At 43.6% G+C, this 19,587-nt stretch carries 16 protein-coding genes; 7 read left to right on the forward strand and 9 right to left on the reverse strand.

Annotated features, from left to right (window positions below; all coding sequences use genetic code 11):
• Positions 1-33: 33 nt before the first annotated feature.
• The 7 genes from crtB to BJP34_RS19475 all read left to right on the forward strand — a co-directional run bounded on the left by crtB (position 34) and on the right by BJP34_RS19475 (position 8,381).
• Entirely contained in the window at positions 34-963 is a 930-nt protein-coding gene (gene crtB / locus BJP34_RS19445) for a 15-cis-phytoene synthase CrtB (RefSeq protein ID WP_070396766.1), read from the forward strand.
• 335 nt (positions 964-1,298) lie between these two features.
• Positions 1,299-2,054 carry a phosphoadenylyl-sulfate reductase gene (locus tag BJP34_RS19450; protein ID WP_193431353.1) on the forward strand — a complete coding sequence of 252 codons (756 nt, stop codon included), beginning with the start codon at positions 1,299-1,301 and terminating at the stop codon, positions 2,052-2,054.
• A 178-nt stretch (positions 2,055-2,232) separates the two neighbouring features.
• Positions 2,233-2,568 (forward strand): hypothetical protein, encoded by a 336-nt coding sequence (locus tag BJP34_RS19455; RefSeq protein WP_070393765.1) that lies wholly within the window; start codon positions 2,233-2,235, stop codon positions 2,566-2,568.
• Positions 2,569-2,759: 191 nt separating this feature from the next.
• Positions 2,760-4,007 carry an NAD-dependent epimerase/dehydratase family protein gene (locus tag BJP34_RS19460; protein WP_070393766.1) on the forward strand — a complete coding sequence of 416 codons (1,248 nt, stop codon included), beginning with the start codon at positions 2,760-2,762 and terminating at the stop codon, positions 4,005-4,007.
• 225 nt (positions 4,008-4,232) lie between these two features.
• Complete coding sequence (locus tag BJP34_RS19465) at positions 4,233-5,093, forward strand: Uma2 family endonuclease (protein WP_070393767.1); 861 nt, start codon at positions 4,233-4,235, stop codon at positions 5,091-5,093.
• A 436-nt stretch (positions 5,094-5,529) separates the two neighbouring features.
• Positions 5,530-6,678: an NAD(P)/FAD-dependent oxidoreductase gene (locus tag BJP34_RS19470; protein ID WP_070393768.1), complete on the forward strand. Its 1,149-nt coding sequence runs from the start codon at positions 5,530-5,532 to the stop codon at positions 6,676-6,678.
• Between the two features lie 8 nt (positions 6,679-6,686).
• Positions 6,687-8,381: a nucleoside recognition domain-containing protein gene (locus BJP34_RS19475; RefSeq protein WP_070396768.1), complete on the forward strand. Its 1,695-nt coding sequence runs from the start codon at positions 6,687-6,689 to the stop codon at positions 8,379-8,381.
• 294 nt (positions 8,382-8,675) lie between these two features.
• Here the strand turns inward: BJP34_RS19475 and BJP34_RS47670 are convergent, their stop codons facing one another.
• The 9 genes from BJP34_RS47670 to BJP34_RS19515 all read right to left on the reverse strand — a co-directional run bounded on the left by BJP34_RS47670 (position 8,676) and on the right by BJP34_RS19515 (position 19,533).
• Positions 8,676-10,379: a mechanosensitive ion channel family protein gene (locus BJP34_RS47670; protein ID WP_070393769.1), complete on the reverse strand. Its 1,704-nt coding sequence runs from the start codon at positions 10,377-10,379 to the stop codon at positions 8,676-8,678.
• A gap of 298 nt (positions 10,380-10,677) precedes the next feature.
• The gene (locus BJP34_RS19485; protein ID WP_070393770.1) at positions 10,678-11,784 is read right to left on the reverse strand and encodes an AI-2E family transporter; all 1,107 of its coding nucleotides are present in this window, start codon (positions 11,782-11,784) and stop codon (positions 10,678-10,680) included.
• Between the two features lie 37 nt (positions 11,785-11,821).
• Positions 11,822-12,142: a hypothetical protein gene (locus BJP34_RS40255; protein WP_149031062.1), complete on the reverse strand. Its 321-nt coding sequence runs from the start codon at positions 12,140-12,142 to the stop codon at positions 11,822-11,824.
• 230 nt (positions 12,143-12,372) lie between these two features.
• Complete coding sequence (locus BJP34_RS19490; protein ID WP_070393771.1) at positions 12,373-14,064, reverse strand: sodium:solute symporter family protein; 1,692 nt, start codon at positions 14,062-14,064, stop codon at positions 12,373-12,375.
• A gap of 273 nt (positions 14,065-14,337) precedes the next feature.
• A complete protein-coding gene (locus BJP34_RS19495; RefSeq protein ID WP_008185921.1) occupies positions 14,338-14,586 on the reverse strand; it encodes a DUF4212 domain-containing protein in 249 nt (82 codons plus the stop codon).
• A gap of 809 nt (positions 14,587-15,395) precedes the next feature.
• Complete coding sequence (locus tag BJP34_RS19500; RefSeq protein ID WP_070393772.1) at positions 15,396-15,917, reverse strand: GNAT family N-acetyltransferase; 522 nt, start codon at positions 15,915-15,917, stop codon at positions 15,396-15,398.
• A gap of 551 nt (positions 15,918-16,468) precedes the next feature.
• Positions 16,469-17,290, reverse strand: a complete 822-nt coding sequence (locus BJP34_RS19505) for a pentapeptide repeat-containing protein (protein ID WP_070393773.1) — start codon at positions 17,288-17,290, stop codon at positions 16,469-16,471.
• 40 nt (positions 17,291-17,330) lie between these two features.
• Positions 17,331-17,879, reverse strand: coding sequence for a dihydrofolate reductase family protein (locus BJP34_RS19510; RefSeq protein ID WP_070393774.1), 549 nt, complete (start codon positions 17,877-17,879; stop codon positions 17,331-17,333).
• 304 nt (positions 17,880-18,183) lie between these two features.
• Positions 18,184-19,533: an RNA-guided endonuclease InsQ/TnpB family protein gene (locus tag BJP34_RS19515; protein ID WP_229423936.1), complete on the reverse strand. Its 1,350-nt coding sequence runs from the start codon at positions 19,531-19,533 to the stop codon at positions 18,184-18,186.
• Between the last annotated feature and the right edge of the window lie 54 nt (positions 19,534-19,587).

Here is a 19,587-nt window from a genome sequence, read left to right on the forward strand (position 1 = left end):
GTTGAAAGCTTCCAATCTCCAACGTTGCTAAGAATGCTCCAACTGCCCAAATCTCAGCCCATGAGAAACCTGGCCTCCCGGTCAAAATCCTACGAATTATGCCGCCAGATTACGGCGAAGTACTCTAAGACGTTTTATCTTGGCACCCTACTAATGCCAGAAGCCAAACGTCGAGCCATCTGGGCAATATACGTCTGGTGCAGACGAACTGATGAACTAGTCGATGGTCCCCAGGCGGCTTTAACCACTCCTGAAACCCTAGATCAGTGGGAAGAACATCTGGAATCTATATTTGCCGGACATCCCATCGATGACTATGATGTGGCTTTGGTCGATACCCTAGAACGCTTTCCAATCGATATTCAACCCTTTAAGGATATGATTGCCGGTCAGCAGATGGATCTCTACCGTAGTCGCTATGAAACCTTTGATGAACTGAATCTTTACTGTTATCGGGTGGCGGGTACGGTGGGGTTAATGTCTAGTTCTGTACTGGGGGTTGACAACTCCACTAGTAAAGCACCCTGGGATCAGCAAACAAACTCCTATAATCCGGTGGGAGAAGCGATCGCATTAGGAATTGCCAATCAGCTAACTAACATCCTCCGAGATATTGGAGAGGATGCTAGACGAGGTCGTATTTACATACCCTTAGAAGATATGGAACGGTTTAATTACACTGAGGACGATTTGTTCAAAGGTGTGGTTGATGACCGTTGGCAGGAACTGATGCGTTTCCAAATTCAACGGGCAAGGGATTACTATACCAAAGCAGAAAGAGGTATTAGAGCCCTAAGCCGTGATGCCCGTTGGCCGGTTTGGTCTGCGTTGATGCTCTATCAGAAAATTCTCAATGTGATTGAACACAACCATTACGATGTGTTTAGCCAAAGAGCCTATGTACCCAAACTCCGTAAGATGTTATCGTTACCGATAGCCTGGCTGAGGGCACAAGTTCTATAGGAAAACCATGGCAAATCGTTAATGGCAAATCTGTCAAAAAATCCCCATCCTACCTATCGGTGGGGTTTTTTTGACCCTTTAACCTTTCCCCTTTGGCGGCGTTGCATCGCTTATAGCGGTTTCTAATTAGGGCAGGTTGGAAAGCGCTATAAGTATATTAACTCCGATGTACTTCAGCAGTGGAAGCGCTATATATAATTTCTTAACTATGGTCAAACTTCCGAAGGGTTGGATTACATGAGCTGAAAGCTGAAGGCTGACGATGGATAAAGGTATCGATGGTGTCGTATAATCAGCAAGTCCAACCACTTTTGTCATATAGTAAGGAGATGTTCATGTTTGAACTGGATGTTGTTTATTTGGAATCCGAATACGCCCACAAGAGTCCTCAGGAAATCCTGAAACTGGCTCTTGACAAATTTGACAACATCGCTATCTCTTTCAGTGGTGCGGAGGATGTGGTTCTTGTGGATATGGCATCCAAGATTAAGCCAGATGTGAAAGTGTTTTCCCTCGACACGGGTCGCTTGCACTCCGAGACTTACCAACTACTTGAGAAAGTCAGACAACACTATGGAATTCCACTAGAAGTGATTCTACCGGACGCGGATGCAGTGGAAGCACTGGTTAAACAAAAGGGGTTGTTCAGTTTCTACCAGGATGGTCACAAAGAGTGCTGTGGTATTCGCAAAGTGGCTCCCTTGCGTCGCCAACTGGCTAAGCTGGATGCTTGGATTACGGGTCAGCGCAAGGACCAGAGTCCTAGTACTCGCGCTAATATCCCTGTTGTCCAGGTAGACCAGGCGTTCTCAACCCAAGAACGAACCCTGATTAAATTTAACCCCCTAGCTAACTGGAGTTCTGAACAGGTGTGGAAATACATCCGCACTAATGATGTGCCTTACAATCAATTGCACGCTAAAGGTTTCGTTAGCATTGGCTGCGAACCCTGTACCCGCCCAACTCTCCCCAATCAGCATGAACGGGAAGGTCGCTGGTGGTGGGAAGGGCAGAAAGAAAAAGAGTGTGGCTTACACAACACTACAGAACAGGTAATGACGAAGAAGGAACACCAAACAGTAAGGGTTTAAGCAACCCTGACGGAAATAAACAGACTAGGTAAAAAATTTCAGTTCAGGTACTTAAGCGTTGCGGCACAATCAAGCTTGTTGCGGTTGAAATCCTAATTTTTAGGTAGAAGTGGGGAGTGGGTTGTGATAATTTCTTTATTACGCTTTTGAAAAACAACTCAGTATTGAATACTACAGAATGAAAATCACGTTAGTAAAAAAAATCAACAAGGACGGTAATTTCTGTCGCAAGTGCGTCAATGTGGTAGAAAAACTTGAAAAAAAAGGACTGATGGGTCGAATAGACCAGATTGTGGTGGCTGATGAGCGTGAGCCATCTAGCGAAGGACTAGATCTAGCTATAAAGCACGGGGTAGAAGCAGCCCCTTTCTTCATTGTTGATCATGAGGACGGATCGACCCAAGTCTATAGCACTTATGTTCGTTTCTTCAAGGAAATCCTAAATCAGAAGACTTCTGAAAGGGAAGAGGTATCGGAAATCATGGATCGATACCCTGAACTAGATTTCATCTAAAAAACTGATTGCTGTAATCGTAACACTGGGGTGATCAGGTGATGTTAGCGTAGCTCGACGAAGTCCGGTGATGGAAATATATCGGTTCTCGATTGGTTCTCGGTTAATTCCCAAAGCAGGATGCTATAGTCGCAGCTCGCTGACGATTCAACCAAAAAAGACCATGTAAGGAAACAACCAGGAGATTGATCATGAAAAAAGTTGTAGTTTTAGGCGGTGACGGATTTTGTGGTTGGCCCACAGCTCTCCATCTATCTGATAGTGGTCATGACATTGTAATTGTTGATAACTTGTCACGACGCAACATTGATAATGAGTTGGAAGTGAGTTCCTTAACACCTTACCAGCCCATGTCCACTCGTCTGAAGACATGGCGTGAGGTTTCTGGCAAACAAATCCAGTTCTATAACTTCAATGTAGCGAAAGACTATGATCGCTTACTCAATCTATTCCTGACCTATCAACCGGATGTGGTGATTCATTTTGCCGAACAGCGGGCTGCACCTTATTCGATGAAGTCATCTAGCCATAAGCGCTACACGGTAGATAATAACTTGAATGCGACCAATAATCTGCTAGCTGCGATTGTGGAGTCGGGTTTGGATATACACGTGGTTCATTTAGGAACCATGGGAGTCTATGGTTATGGTACTGCTGGGATGAAGATTCCGGAAGGGTATTTAGATATCCAGGTGACTACGGATGAGGGAAAAATGGTACAGCAGCAAATCTTGTACCCAGCCAATCCGGGCAGTATCTATCACATGACCAAAACTCAAGACCAGCTGTTTTTCTCTTACTACAACAAGAATGATGGGGTACGGATAACTGACCTGCATCAGGGGATTGTTTGGGGAACTCAGACCAAGCAGACAAAGCTGGATGAACGGCTAATTAATCGCTTTGATTACGATGGAGACTATGGTACAGTCCTAAATCGGTTCCTGATGCAGTCAGCGATTGGTCATCCATTGACGGTACATGGAACAGGGGGTCAAACCAGGGCATTTATCCATATTCAAGATACAGTGCGGTGTATAGAGTTAGCGATCGCAAATCCTCCGGCTTCTGGGGACAGGGTGAAAATCTTGAATCAGATGACCGAAACCCATCGGGTGCGGGATTTGGCCAAGATTGTCTCTGATATCACTGGGGCGGAAATTGCCTATCTAGAGAACCCGAGAAACGAATCAGCGGAAAATGAACTGGCTGTGGAGAATAAATGTTTCTTGGAAATGGGTCTGGAACCAACCACCTTGGTTAAGGGTCTGATGCAAGAGGTAATCGAGATTGCGGCTAAATATGTCGATCGTTGCGATCGCTCGAAGATTATCTGTACATCACTGTGGCGGCAGAAGGGAAAAGGGGTGAGTATGGCTGACGAAAGTCCTGCTCAAACCACATCCGACAAAACGGCGGTGGGTGTAGGTGCCAGTTAAAAATTAGGTAGCGCGCAGGTGGGAGCATGTTATACCTTGAGCGGTCAGCTTTTTATGGTCAGTCTGGTTCTGTTGCCCTTGCAACTAATAGCTGATGACAAGAACAGCATGGGCGTAGCACCATTACTGACTGCTCAACGTATCTGAAACTTTGGCAATCTTAATAAGTTAATCACGCTTTGAAACGTCTTGCTACCCTAAAACTAGTTGATCCCATTGTCTGTTATGTATCAAACTGACCCCCCTCGTCCGGCGAAGGAAACCCTACCGACAATGTATGATCTCCCTAGTGAAGATCCAGAGGAACCAGGTTTGCCAGACGAGTTTCACGATTTTCAACCTCAGCTATTACGGGAGACGTTCTGCCCACCGAGTTACCCAAGGGATCAGATATTTGTGGGGACTGACTTAAATCTGTACTATGATGTGCGTCATCCTCAATGGTACAAGCGACCGGATTGGTTTGGAGTAGTTGGGGTGTCTCGGTTTTATGAACAGCGAGACTTACGGTTGAGTTATGTGATGTGGCAGGAAGGGGTGAGTCCATTTATCGTAGTGGAGTTGCTCTCTCCAACGACGGAATCAGAAGATTTAGGGCAAACCCTACGGGATATCGATCAACCTCCAAGTAAGTGGGAGGTTTATGAACGTATCCTTCGTATTCCTTATTATGTGGTGTTTAGCCGATACACCAATGAGTTAAGAATTTTTGAGTTGAAAGGATTAAACTATAAACAGGTAAGCTTGGACACCGAAAGATTCTGGCTCCCAGAATTAGGACTGGGCCTAGGAGTATGGTCTGGGTCATACCAAGAGGTGAATGGTAAATGGTTACGCTGGTATGATGAATTAGGAAACTGGATTCCCACAGGGTCTGAACAGGCTCAACAGGCTCAAGACCAGTTGCAGCAGACTCAGCAACAGTTGCAGCAGGCTCAGCAACAAAAGGAGTTGGTTCAGCAGCAATTGCAGGAGGCTGAGCAAGAAGCTCAACTTGAACGCCAGGAAAAAGAAATGGCTAAACAGCAGGCAGCGAGATTAGCAGAACGTCTGCGACAGCTGGGGATTGATCCGGAAGAGGTGTAAAAGGTGCCGTTGGCAGCACAATAGAAAACGCGATGCTCGGTACGAGCTGCTAGGCGAACGCATATAGCAATAGCCGTCTAATACCAAATCCTGTTCCCAAACCCCCCTTATCTGCATAGCCATAGATTCCTGGAATACAAAGATTTGGTCCGTCGATTTTTATAAAAGGGTTTTGACAAAGGGATTTGATATAAGTCCACTTATACGCTTAGTTCAGTTCTGGAGTATTTAGTTTGATTATTCTAATTATACGTCCAGGGTTGTTTTTTGTCCATTTGCTCTCGCAACGCCCTATAGCGACGTAAGGAGTTTAGCGGTGGGAGGATGTCAATCATGGTTTACCACTGCCTCACCAATATTGTTTGTTAGAAAGCTAGCTTTTTTTTTATAGAATGATTATACTTTTCATAAAGTATCTATTCGAGATTGTCTGCTGGTGAACAAAACTAACGATCGTTTTGAAGTTGTAATTGTGGGGGCTGGGGCTGCTGGAATTGGCTGTGCAGTAGTCTTAAAATATTTAGGAATTGAAAACTTTGTCATTTTAGAACGACATCAAGTAGGGGCTTCTTTTAGGCGTTGGGCTGAAGAAATGCGATTCATTACGCCGTCGTTTCCCAGTCATGGTTTTGGATTGCTGGATCTCAACGCAGTAGTTTTAAATACTTCTCCTGCCCTCCGTTTCAGAAAGGAACATCTTTCGGGGAAAGAATATGCCCTATATTTGGAGACTGTAGCAGAGCATTTTCAACTACCTATAAAAACCGAGACAAATGTGAAAACTATTGCAGCTTTACCTCAAGGCAAAGGCTTTGTCTTGGAAACTTCTAAAGGCGAGTTGCGTTCACGCAGTGCCTCAGCTTCGCTGAGATCGCAGTTTGTGATTTGGGCAGCAGGAGAGTTTCAATATCCCAATCTTAATCCGTTTCCAGGAGCAGAATTCTGCATTCATAATTCCAAAATACGTTCTTGGACAGAGCTTAAGGGGAAAGAATTTGTAGTTGTGGGAGGCTATGAAAGCGGTGTAGATGCAGCGTCAAATTTGGCAGCATTAGGGAAAAAAGTAAAGTTAATCGATCGCCAGAGTAGCTGGTTAAACTTAGACTCAGATCCTAGTGTTTCTCTGTCTCCTTATAGTCTAAAACGTTTAGAAAGAGCTTATTCTATGGGTCGGGTCGAACTAATTGGAGAACAGAACATTGAAGCAGTCAAAGCAGTAAAAAAAGGATATGTGGTGGAGAGCGAGTACGAACAGTGGTTTAGTTCCACACCGCCAATTCTCTGTACGGGATTTAACAGCAGTTTAAAACAAATCGCACCTCTATTTGACTGGTCAAATGGCTATGCAGCCCTGACTGAAGAAGATGAATCTACCCTAACTCCAGGATTATTTGTCGTCGGTCCTTCGGTGCGTCACGGAGAGTTGATTTTTTGCTTTATTTACAAATTTCGGCAGCGATTTGCTGTAGTCGGTAATGCGATCGCTCAACGTCTGGGAATCGATCCAACGACCTTGGAAGCCTATCGCCGAGAAGGTTTGTTTCTAGATGACCTTTCTTGCTGTAATAACGATTGTGTTTGTTGAAAAGTAAAGTGAATATTTTTACGCCGTCAAAATTAGAGCGCGATTGTATTGTGGTTATTGGTAAAGAGAGTACGGGCAAGTCCCAACTAATTGCTTCTCTTACAGGACAGACTGCCCATAGTGCCAATTTTCGCGGTTCTACAGTGACTTGTGACACTTATCAATCTGAAGCCTATACCTTTATCGATACTCCTGGAATTCTCTATCGTTCCGACAGCGTAACTACTAAGAAAGCTTTAAGACAGCTACAAGAAAATGACACCGTGCTATTGATAGTCAAGGCAACCGAAGTAGATCGAGATTTAGCAGATCTACTACCTTTAGTAGCAGATAAAAGGGGCATTGTGGTGATTACTTTCTGGGATAAGGTATTCTCGACGGTTCATAACGGACATCTCACGGGTCTGGGGCAACCCCAGACCCCGTGTCCTCCTCAACAAGTGGTTCGGGAATGGAAGGAAACTTCTAACCTGAGCATTGTCACTGTAGATGCCCGCCACATTACTACAGAACAAAAAGACTATATTTTGGCTTCTCTGCAAGAACCTCATCCTTTTCCCGCGCAATGGATTCCTACAAGGGCTGGCTGGTATATTCAACCCCAACCAACGCTGTTAGAACATCCTCGACTAGGCTGGTTATTGGCGATCGCTTTATTACTTATTCCTGCGATTATTGCTGTCTGGGGTGCTAACTTCTTTGCGACTTTAGCAGATCCTATAGTACAAGGTGCGATCGCTCCCCTTCTTGAGCCTTTATCCCAACTCCCAATCTGGTTAAGAGAAATACTGATAGGTCAGTATGGACTGATAACTATGAGTCCGTTGCTGTTTATTTGGGCGATGCCCACAGTAATTCTCTATGCCCTATTCTTGGGCGCATATAAAGCTAGTGGGTTAATCGAACGAATTACCATTGCTCTCGATCCTTTACTCCGTCCGTTTGGGTTATCGGGACGGGATTTAGTACGAGTAATTATGGGTATGGGGTGTAATGTTCCTGCGGTGATTAGCACCCGTGCCTGTTCTAGTTGTTCTAGAGGAACTTGTATTTCGGCGATCGCTTTTGGTTCCGCTTGTTCTTATCAGTTGGGCGCAACTTTAGGGGTGTTTAGTGCTGCTAAGTTACCTTACTTGATAATTCCTTACCTGCTGTATCTAACCGCAACCACCTTGATATATACCTACATCATTTCTTCCCCTACAGCTAAATCGAATCAGAATCCCCTAGTAATCGAAGGAAGAGCATTTTTAGAATTTCCTCATTCGTCAGTAATTTGGCGCGAAGCTAAGTCAACTATTAATCAATTTTTGTTCAATGCAATTCCCATCTTTTTAGTTATTACCGTTATTGCTTCTGTGTTGAATTGGTTAGGAACGATCCCAGCTTTAGCCAATATTATTAACCCTTTGATGGGATGGTTTAATTTACCCCCTGAAGCCTCATTGCCTATTGTTTTAGCTTCTATTCGCAAAGATGGACTGCTATTATTTGCCGAACCAGAAACCTTGGCTATGTTAACTCCATTGCAGGTTTTGACTGGGGTGTATCTAGCAGGAGTATTGCTACCTTGTTTAGTTACTCTGTTAACTATTACGCGAGAACAGTCTCTTCGATTTGCCTTATTGCTGTTAAGTATACAGGCGATCGCTGCGATCTTTTTTTCTCTATTACTTGCTTGGGGAGGATTATTAATCAAGTAATAAGTAATCGGCGATCTGTAGTTTCTGTACGAAAACGTACGCTAAGCTTGAGCTGTTGTAAGAATCCTTTAAACCCTGATTAATACCAAATCCGGTTATAATATACTCAATACAAAATCAAAATGTCAAATGCCCAAAAAAGCTTATTTAGCTGACCATGGTTAACTTATGACTAAATTTTATAAGCTTTTATAAACCGGATTTGGTATCAGTGATGAACTTGAAAATAACCTGATAAGTTGTTTGTCAATATTAGTCCTTGGCCTGATATTAATTTCCCTATTACCTTAACTATCAATTATTATCTGAAGTATTATTTATTTGAACATTATTGTGACTAGTACCATGGTGACTAGTACCATGGTGACTAGTACCATCGGATTGTCTAGCCATCCACTGAGTCAATTCCTGAGATAGCTGAGTTAGAGACTCAATTAACTGGTGTGAAACGTCTACAGGAAAATTACCAGAACGGACGTGCAAATCTAGCTTAGGAAAGGGAATATCAACATGGTAATGACGTAGTATTTCTTCAATCAGAAAGTAAAGCTCACTCTTGATTTGGAACTGCTTGGGAGGGTCTTTAATCCAAACCAACAACTCAAACTTGAGGGCATTTTCCCCAAATCCAATAAAAAATACATTAGGGGCTGGTTGATCTAAGATTTCTGGATGTTGAGAAGCTGCTTCAATCAGAGCACTACGGACTTTAATTGGATCTGAACCGTAGGCCACCCCTACGGGTAATTTTAACCGGGATACTGGATTATTGTGAGTCCAGTTGACCACTTCAGCTTCCAGAAAGCGAGAATTGGGGATAATGATTGAGACTTGATCCAAAGTCAGGATTTCTGTACTGCGAATACCGATATTTTCTACTGTTCCCATCAGTTCCCCAACATTCACAAAGTCCCCGACTTGAATCGGACGCTCAAAAATGAGTACCAAACCGCTGACAAATTCCTTAGCAATTCCCTGGATTCCCAAGCCAATCCCCACACCCAAGACTCCGAAAAATACGGCTAGAGAACTAAAGTCGATTCCCCACAACTGCAATAGGACAATAACACCGATAAAGAGTATGGAATAATGGGTAATCAGAGCAATAGTTTCCTGGGCAGGGCGGCTGAGATTGGTGAGGCGAAGAATCCGCGATCGCAAAACTTTTTTTACTACCTTGGCTAGGACTATCAGAGCAGCAAATAACCCAATCAAGGTTAATAAGCCTAAGACAGAATAGGGTTTATCTCCCACCCAAATGATTTCCCACGTCAAGCTTTGAACAAATGTATCGTTAACTTGACGACTCAACTGGCGAGTTTGGGGAAATAGGTTACTAGTATAAATCAGGGTAAATACTAGGATAGTGACCCGGAACAGGAGTATGAGAGTCCCCGCTGCAATTTCACCACTTAAGGCGGGTTGGTGACGGTGTCGATGGGTTAACTTAGTTACCTTTTTGTGAAACAGCCATTTCATCCGGTGATCCCACAGCCAGCCTAATCCCCAACTAGAGATGATTCCCCATAACCCAAATCCAACGGATAGGAATACCCCTTGCAGGATATAGTCCTGGGTACGTTCGAGAAAAGCCCGTTTCATGGCATTCTGTAGCAGTCTTTGCCAAAATTGGGCTTGTTCCTTGGGACTTCTTCCGGTTAGAGTATCATAGGTGGTTACTGATAGCAAGTAGCTACCATTTACCTTAATCACTGGTAACTTTTCAGTCCCAGCGATTTCTACGTCTACGGTTGGTGGTGCTGTCTCGATGATTTGCTTGAGGGTATCACTGGCGTAATCAGCCCGTTGTTGAGCAGTTAACGACCCAGCCGGTGCTACCTCAAACAGGGGACGCCCATCCAGGAAAATAGTTACCCGATTTAGATTGTCCTGAGCCACAATTGGCGCAGCTGCAATCAGGAAAGCGATCGCGATCGCTCCAATTACTACCAAGATCACTTGCCTCAGCCAATATCGGCAGCGAAAGAAGGGATTCATTAGCTACCAAAAATATTCCAGTTGAGAGCCAGGAGGCTTTAGACCCTTCTAATAGGAAGCCAAAGAAAGGGGAGCCTAGTGTTAACTGTACTTTAGTGTTAACTTTAGTGCCTCTGTAGCATTACTGAAGACAGTTAATGGGTAATTGGTAATTAGTAATTTGCTGAGTATTATCTATTAAGGATTCAGTACAATTTCATAATCAGCAATCAGCAGTCATCTTTAGGGGCTCAAAGCTGAAAGCTAATTGCTGAAAGCTAATTGCTGAAAGCTGATCTCTCAATGTATAGTGACCATACTATCCGTTGAAAGAAAGAGCATTCGAGGCGTCTGCTTCAGAAGCTGCCGAGATAGCAGCAGCATTTTGTTCCGCCTCCAGTTTCGGCTTCAAGTACAAATTTTTTAGTACCAGAGCTGCACCAGCTACCCAAGGTGGAACAATCAAAGCACCAAGAATCCCCAAAACCTTTGCACCACCTAGCACTGCCAACAACTGATATAAGGGGTGAATTCTAACAGAAGACCCCACCAGTAGGGGGTCAAGAATATAGGTTTCCAGATTCTGAATAATCACAAATAGTAGCAATACCCAGGAGAAAGTCCATCCCCCTTGAGCAATTGCCACAATCAATGCTGGAATTGCTCCCAAGACCGGACCAAAGAAGGGAATCAAATTGGTTACTCCAGCAATCACACCCAAACCCAAGGCAAACTCTGACAGTCCCAAAAATTTTAAACCAACAGTAATCGCCATGCCTAAAATTCCTGAAACCACCACTCGCCCCTGGATGTAACCCCCCATCCGTTGGCTGACTGGCTTGACCTGGGCTGCCAATTTTTCATCCCAGGGTTTGGGAAACAAACTTACCCCCCCTTTAATCAATTGTTCAGAGCCAGATAACATATAACCAGACAGCAGTGTTGCCAGAATTACGGTAAACACTCCAGCAATAAGATTCCGTGTCAATCCATAGGACTGCACTAGCAACTGTTGAGACGAACGAATCACCCAAGAGGTAACGGTGCCAGCATCAAACATTTTACTCAGAGCTAGTTCAGTCATCCCTAGGCGAATCGCTAAAGCATCTAACAAAGAGGTTAAAACCTCCAAATACGTTGGCAGTTTCCGAAATAAACGCTGAATTTGCTGAGCTACTGTTGGTCCAATCACTAAGCCGATCCCTGTCAAACCAGCGATTAAGCCTAAATAAACCAGAATAACCGCTAGCCAGCGGGGAATCCTTAACTTTTCAGCACTATCAATAATTGGTGCTAGAGTAGACGCGAGCACTACTGCAATCATCAGTACTACTAGCAAAGCTCTCAGTTGCCATAGCAGGACGATTGTCAAGCTAGTAGCAACAATCAGCAGTAAATTAGCTAAGGAGATTTTAAGGCGTAGCATAGACTTCCATTTGCATGTTGAGTGCCTAGCAAATAGTCTACAGAGAAAACAGCTGAATTAGTTGAAGATTTGAGGTACGGTTGAGGGTTAGATGGTTGTTCGCGAAGCGTGGCCAATAGGCCAAGGTTAGATGGTTGTTCGCGAAGCGTGGCCAATAGGCCAAGGTTAGATGGTTGTTCGCGAAGCGTGGCCAATAGGCCAAGGTTAGACGGTTGTTCGCGAAGCGTGGCCAATAGGCCAAGCTTAGACGGTTGTTCGCGAAGCGTGGCCAATAGGCCAAGGTTAGACGGTTGTTCGCGAAGCGTGGCCAATAGGCCAAGGTTAGACGGTTGTTCGCGAAGCGTGGCCAATAGGCCAAGCTTAGACGGTTAGATGTTACTGAGTAAGGGCTAGTTTAGTTTCAACTATCGTCCTAAAATCGAGCTATGGAAGACCAATAACCAATAACTAACCCTAAACCGGACGCCAAAGGCGAACAACCTTGGCCAATAGGCCACCCTACGCAAACAACCCCATAACCTTAAACCCCATAACCTTCAACCTTCAACCTTCAACCTTCAACTTTCAACTTTCAACTTTCAACCTTGATCAATCCAACTCCTCTTCACCGAGATCGTGAAGGGCTGGGGGCTGATCACCGGGTGTTCGCAACATTTCCACCATCTCTTGAATTTCTGCTGGAGGTGGGGGTGTCAGGCGAGAAACCACTACAGTCACGATGAAATTAAGCACCATCCCTACGGTACCAATCCCCTCAGGGGAAATACCGAAAAACCAGGGTGTCATACTATAGAACTTCACCCCAATGATGTAAACGGTGGTAAAAATTAACCCTACCACCATGCCAGCAATTGCCCCTTCTCGGTTGGTTCGCTTATCAAATACCCCTAGCAGAATCACTGGAAAAAAGCTGGCAGCGGCTAAGCCAAAGGCAAATGCTACCACTTGGGCTACAAATCCAGGGGGATTGATACCAAAGTAACCGGCAATGGCAATGGCAGCAATTACCATTATTCGACCTACCATCAATCGTTGGGACTCCGATGCCCTAGGATTAATGATGCGGTAGTAGACATCGTGGGCGATTGAGCTAGAAATCACTAGCAGTAATCCTGATGCAGTGGATAGAGCGGCGGCTAGTCCTCCTGCTGCTACTAGGGCAATCACCCAGGGAGCAAGTTTGGCTACCTCTGGTGTGGAGAGTACAATGATATCTCGGTCAATCTTAATTTCATTGGTCTCTTTGTCCGGTTTCAGCTCAATCTTGCCATTGCCGTTTTTATCGTCAAACGCCAATAAACCAGTATTTTCCCATTTCGTTGCCCAGTCTAGCTGACGCACTTCCTCAATGGTATGGTTATGGAGGCTATCAATTAGGTTATAGCGGGCAAAGGCAGCAACGGCGGGAGCTGTGGTGTAGAGTATGGCAATGAATAATAGTGCCCAGCCAGCGGAATAACGAGCAGCTCTAGCATTGCGTACGGTGTAAAAGCGTACAATCACATGGGGAAGTCCAGCAGTACCGACCATCAAGGCGATGGTGATAAATAAGACATCCACCATGGACTTGTTGGCAAAGGGTTTAGTGTATTCCTGGAAACCTAGATCTACCTGAATTTGATTGAGCTTCGGGATAATATCACTAAAGGTGAATCCTAGCTGGGGAATCGGGTTGTCGGTCAGTAGAGTTGCGATCGCAATCGCTGGAATCAGGTAAGCCACAATCAACACGCCATACTGGGCTACTTGAGTCCAGGTAATTCCTTTCATCCCCCCCAGCACGGCAAAAAATGCCACAATCACCATGCCAATCACTACACCCTGACCGATATCGACTTGCAGAAAGCGGCTAAATACAATACCTACCCCTCGCATCTGTCCTGCGACATAGGTTAAGGAGACAAAAATAGCAGCAACTACTGCTACCAACCGAGCAATATTCGAGTAATAGCGGTCTCCTACAAAGTCCGGTACTGTGTATTTTCCAAACTTCCGCAGGTAAGGGGCTAACAATAGCGCTAGTAGGACATATCCTCCTGTCCAGCCCATCAGGTAAATTGAGCCATCATATCCTAAGAAAGAGATTAGGCCTGCCATAGAAATAAAGGAAGCAGCAGACATCCAATCCGCCGCTGTAGCAGCACCATTAGCAACAGCGGGAACACCTTGATCTGCTACAAAAAACCCTTTACTATCGCGCACCCGAGAGCGCCAACCAATGTAAAGGTAGAGAATAAAGGAAATAATGACCAATACACTGGTCCAAACTTCAACTGTCATAGATATTTACTTGTCTGAATAATTGCTATAGCGCTGCGCGCAGGGAATCGGGAATCGGGAATCGGGAATCGGGAAAAAATACGATGACCATCATTACTATGAGAAACCATATCCAGGGATTGTTAGTAATGAAAAAACAGTCTTTTTTTATTTTAAAATACTATATAATTTCCTTAAATTCCTACACTTTAACTATTAATTGCTAACCATAAACAACTATAATTGATAGTATTGCTTGGTTAATAAAAACCATTTATTTGCCAACCGTAAACATTACTTTTTGTATTTACGGTCAATTTTATCCATCTGTATAGCGTAGATAAAAATTAGGACGACAAAGGTAAAAATACTCCCTTGTTGTGCCATCCAGAAGCCTAGGGGAATATTCCCTACACTGACATTATTTAGTAATGTTACTAGCAGAATGCTACATACAACGGATACGAATGCCCAAACAATTAGGAGATTCCGAATTAATGCGATGTTGGCACGCCAGTATGCCTGACGCTTGTTTTGGTTCATAGTTTTATTAGTAATGCACTAAATTTACTATTTGCGCTTGACTAGTTTCTGGATATAGAGCAACCACCTATAATTGCCTTAACATGGCGTATCGGTATTTCAAAATGTGCTAATCTATACAGAATATTTGCCGGAGCTTAGGGATAGGCTACACCAAAGGTGAACAAAAACCGTCTTTTTGGGGTTTTCTTAATAAAACTAAACAATTATGGGGATTTAATCCTGTGTTTAGGGGATGGGATTGAGTGATGCGCACCAGCATAAGCTGATCACAGCTGTGCAATTTGCTACTGCGCCAGACCGCTTGTCGGGTTGTTTAAACGAATATTAAATGAATTGTGAATATTATTTCGTCAATAAATGTAAAGCTTAGAGCAAGATTATGTGAAGTTGCGATAAAGTAAATCGTAACTTGATCACTAAACGCGATCGCTAAAATCACGGCGTTGCTGAATGTTCAAATGAATAGGAGTAGAGTGGGCATCCTGCCCGCCCCAAAATATATTGAATAGGAGTAGAGTGGGCATCCTGGCACTGGTTCACGGTGAGAAGCGAAAAGTTTTGCCATTAGTTGTTTACAGAGCATATCCAATGGTGAATAACAAAGGACCAAGAGATACCCACCTCCAAAATGCCTAACTTCACCGCAGGCACAATCTTCGTCGTGAAATGAACTCGCACACAGTTGTGTACTAACCAGTAGACATCAAGGGTTCAATGGATGTTTTTGCGAGATGAACGCATAAGTGTTGGTTTTACGTCCAAGCTCGCAGCTGCGTAGACTGAGTTTAAATGTAGAAGTTTAACGATTACCCGCGCCCTGACGTATCCCAAAACTTAGGATCCATGATTGGTTCTACAGCAATTGTTTCACCACGAAGATGACTTGTAGATGCCGCATTCAGTTCAAGCATCATCCATGCTTCTGGTATTGTCAGTAGATCAGGGTATGGTGTTTGTTTATCTGTTGGAACAAATCCATGTTGTGGATAATATGTTGGTACACCTAATACGAAGACAGCATCAGTACCAATGGATTTAAGGTACTTAATACCCGTTTCAATCAACTCTTTACCCAGACCATGACGTTGATACTTCGGTAGTACACCAAGAGGTGCTAACAGATAACATTTCTTATCAGGATGATCTTTGAATGAAAATGGTGTAAACATCACATTTCCTACAATCATGTCATCACGCTTTACATTGATTGAAATGCTTTCTGGCAGAGCAAGAAAATCTTCTGCAAGTTTAGCGACCTCCTCTCCTTCTTTTTCACCGAATGCTAAAAGGTGAATATTTTTAATAGTTTCTTTCTCTGAAAGCTTCACTTCAACTTACCTATATAAAAATCAACTACCCGAATTATAAGTATTTTTTGATAAATTGATCTTTGATTCTATTTAATGGAAAACTTCTGTAACCGAGTTGCCATAAACTCCAGCACATCATCGGTCACAGCTGCATCTCGAACCTTAACTAAATCCCATTCCCAATATACCAAGTCTCCATCTCACTTCCACATCCAGGACATGGGTGGGAAAATAGTTCGATCATACAACCACCATTGCTGTAAAAGCTTCTGTTAACTCCAGCATGCCCCTATTTCATGACCTGCAAGGCTTTTAGCCTTCACATTCGACGGAACCAGTACCGGCATCCTGCCCGCCCGAAAATAAGCAGGAAACTGGCAAGATGCCAGTGTCTTGATGCAGTCGCTCATGGGGGAAACCCCCTGTTCCCTTGCTGCATCGCTTCCATGCCTGATGCCAGTTCCATGCCTGATGCCAATTCCACCTCACTCTTAAAATAATTTCATTATTAAGCAACGCCCGATTTATTCCCAAGATCTGAAAGTTACCAGAGCCGAGTATTCAATCGCCTATTGATGGATACTACCATCGGGCATGATCGTATTGCTTAAGTTCGCCCCCTTGAGGTTGGCACGGTAAACTTTGTTGGGAGAATCCCAATCAGTAAGATCCAAGGTATAGTCTAGTTGTGCTCCCTTGAGGCTAGCGTCGGAGAGGTTGGCATCGGAGAAGTCAATTCCCCTCAAGTCAGCCCGTTCAAGATTCGCTCCCATCAAGTTAGCCCCCCTGAGATTGGCACTTATTAAATAGTGATCGAATGGCAATGAAGCACTTGTATTCAACTCAGCCAGTCTTGCTTCTTGGAGATTCGCTTTTTCTAGGTTAACTCCACTCAGATTAATCCCTACCAGATTGGCTTTTGATAAATTAGCTTCCCTGAGGTTAGCTCTTTCGAGCTTAATTGCTTTGGCAAAAATATTTGATAAGTTTGCTTGTTGGAGATTAGCTTGTTCTAAGTTAGCTTCTGTGAAGTTGGTCCAAATAAGGTCAGCTTTTTTCAGGTTAGCTCTACGGAGATTAGCCCCACTGAAGTTAGCTTTTTTTAGGTTAGCGTTTTCTAGGTTAGCTCCCTCTAAGTTTACCCCTACCAAATTCGCTTTTTCTAGATTCGCTCCCGCTAAGTTAGCCCCTTCTAAATTAGCCTTTTCCAGATTCGCTCCTTTTAAATCATATCTGGAAAGTTCTAGGCCTGCTAAATTACAGTTTTGACAATTTTTTGTTTCCCGTAACTGGTCGAGAGGATTGTCTTGATTGATAATCAGCCAAGTAATTCCCAAAAGGGCAAGCAATCCCAAAGAAATTCCCCAGATAAACGATTGTCTAAGTTTCATTGGACTAATTGCAGAATCCGTAGTCAGTTAACAAACCAGGTTATCTGTTATCTCCCCGGTTTGTGTCTCTTATATAGTAGCTTTTAACCAAAGTATCATTATATATTTCAGTTTTTTTGTGTCGGAATTTAAGATGTTGTTCTAGGGTCCCAAATAAAGGAACGCCTTTTCCCAAAAGAATTGGAACGCGAGTAATAATCATTTCATCAACAAGGTCTTCTTGAAGAAAACTTTGTATTACTCTACCTCCATCTATGTAAAGATTTGTATATCCCTTTTGATTCAACTGATTAATTATTTTTTTTATATCTCCACTAACAATTTCTGCTTTACCAAAATTTTCTTCTGGAAGTTTCGTTAAGCTATTGCTTAATAAAAAAACGGGTTTATGATAAACCCATTGACCAAAACTCAAAACTTTATCAAAGGTTTTTCTTCCTATCACTATGGCATCTATGCTTTTCATAAACTCAGCATATCCATAATCACTTTGTTCTGGGTTAGGTATTTCTTCTAACCAATCTAATTCGCCATCACTTGTAGCGATAAATCCATCTAAGCTTGTTGCTATATAAACATAATTTGTCATTAGATTTTTTCCGTAATTGTCAAAATTAATCCTGATCTAGCGTTTCTAGGACTCATGAGGTACAGTAACAACAATGAGTAAACCAGTTATAGCGTTTGCGTTCCCTAGCCAACGCCCTTCGGGCTAATCGCCTTTGGCGCGGCTTAGGCCTTTGGCCACGCTTTCGCCGTAGGCGACGCTGCGCGAACGCGAACGCCGATGAAGCGTTTCGGCAAAGCCGTTCGCTTTTAGCGTGGCCTACGGCCTCCGCTACGCGAACGCAAAGCGTGGCCGAAAGGCCTCAGCTTCCGCGCTTATGCGATCGCTAAATTTTTGACACTCCCCGGTCTTTAGACGCGGGGATTCTGCGGACAGGGTAGACGCGAGCTTGCGCCCAAAGTCTAATCCTCGCTGCGGTCGTCAAAGGCCGCCTACCCAGTCTGCCTAAGTCTAAGCCTAGGTTTCTGGCTACTTTTCGCAGTATATTTGCACTGCCGTTCAAGTCTGCATTTACGATCGAGTTGCTTGCGGATTTGTACAAACCGCGCTTAATCCTTCGTCCCGATGCTTTCCACCCGGCTGGCTTACTGCCAAACATAGGTAGGGAGTCTCCATCTAGGTACGAAGCTTTGCTAGTATAAGCTTCTTCAGTTAGTACTAATTTAATCTTGTATAAATCGCAAAGTTGAGATAATCGATCTTTTAGTTTACCTAATGGGATCTGTACAAATTTTTGATTATTGATCTTTCCCATATTTGCGCTGGTCTTAAATCCTTCGTTCCAGCCCAATACGATCGTTCCAATCCCGTGTTTTAGACAGTGGTTAATGATTAGTCGGGCAGCTTTGTTGATTCCATCCCGAACTCGATGGTTTCGCTTCCTGGTAACTTGGTCGAGCCACTTGTCCCAATATCCCTGCGGCTTCCCTTCTTTTCTAGTAGCAACCTGCTTGTTCCAATGCTGGTTATAGGATTTCATTGCACGAGAATCGATCAAAAACGAATTCCCTAAGGTGTCAACGCAAGCAGCTAAGTTACTAGAAGTCCCAAGGTCTATGCTTAATGCTTCGTTGGCGTTTTGAGTGACTGGGGTCTGATTTGGAATCTCATAGGACACTTCCAAGTAAAAGGCACCATTTTTCGGGAGAATAGTCCACTCTTTGATTTTTCTTCCTTCCAAGTTGCTAGGAAAGGGTAAAGAGAAGTTTTTTACTCCAAACCAGCGTTTTACGGTTAAGCCAAGAGAAAAAACAAGCTTTCCATTTTTTATCTTTGGTTTTTGTCCCCCAGAATTAGGATAGGCAACTTTAAACAGCTTAGACCCTTTTAAGTATTTCGGAGGGGAAGGCTTATAGGACAATTGACCTTTGTACCAAATATCTCTGAGACTCTTGTAGGACTTAAAGGCTTCTATCACACTGTATAAAGTCTGTTGAGCCGGAGTAGAAGGAAGCGACTTAGCTATTAATGATTTACTTATACTTTCTTCGTAACACAAGTCAAATTTCCCAGTCAATATCTTGCCGGTCTTGAAAAATAACTGACGAGTTAAATACAGTCCCATGTTGTAAAGTTTCCCTGACTGCTGGCAAAGGTAGTTTAGGATTGCTTCTGTCTCTGTGTCAGGATGTAGCAAAATTTGCTGTACTCCTATTTGTGCCTTTCTCTTAACCATTTGACAACTTCGACCTTTTTGCTATCATGTTTTTAGTATATGCGCAATATCTAG

Source organism: Moorena producens PAL-8-15-08-1 (assembly GCF_001767235.1).
Lineage (GTDB): Bacteria > Cyanobacteriota > Cyanobacteriia > Cyanobacteriales > Coleofasciculaceae > Moorena > Moorena producens_A.